This is a genomic window from Porphyromonas uenonis 60-3 (assembly GCF_000174775.1).
Lineage (GTDB): Bacteria > Bacteroidota > Bacteroidia > Bacteroidales > Porphyromonadaceae > Porphyromonas > Porphyromonas uenonis_A.
In genome coordinates this window covers 1-521 of sequence record NZ_ACLR01000209.1, presented here as the reverse complement: position 1 = coordinate 521, position 521 = coordinate 1, and the positions used below count along the sequence as shown (strand labels likewise).

Here is a 521-nt window from a genome sequence, read left to right as displayed (position 1 = left end):
CCTCACACACAAAGGTTGCCACATGTCCTCTCCTGAAATAGTACACAGTCGGGAAGCCAACCCCAACAACAATGAAACAAGAAAAAAGTAACCGAGGACGAAAGGGATATCCCCTAGATTTCAAGTGGAGAGTCATCGATGACCTCCTAGCCACAGGCGAGAGCATCGCCACCACCAGCCAGCGCTACGGCATCACCACACGCACCATTCGAAATTGGTTGCGTACCTTTGGTGTAGAGTTACCCAACCAAAGCACTATGAGCAAGACAAACAAGAACAAAGACGTAGATCCAGAGTACGCAGAACTCAAGCGTGAAAACGCTCGCCTCAAAGCAGCCCTCTTCCAGGCTGAGAGCAAGGCCTTGGTCAACAAAACACTACTCGAAGTGGTCTTGAATCGCTACCACATTGATCTAAAAAAAAAGACCGATTTGTAGCCGTGAGACAGCTTGAACAGGCCAAAGTGAGAGATCAAAAGCTCTCCATAACCTACCTTTGTCAGCAGCTAGAAGTCAGCCGCA

1 protein-coding gene is annotated in these 521 nt (G+C 48.8%); it reads left to right on the top strand.

The features are described from left to right. Positions 1-71 precede the first annotated feature (71 nt). Complete coding sequence (locus PORUE0001_RS08170; RefSeq protein WP_007364921.1) at positions 72-437, top strand: transposase; 366 nt, start codon at positions 72-74, stop codon at positions 435-437. Positions 438-521 lie beyond the last annotated feature (84 nt).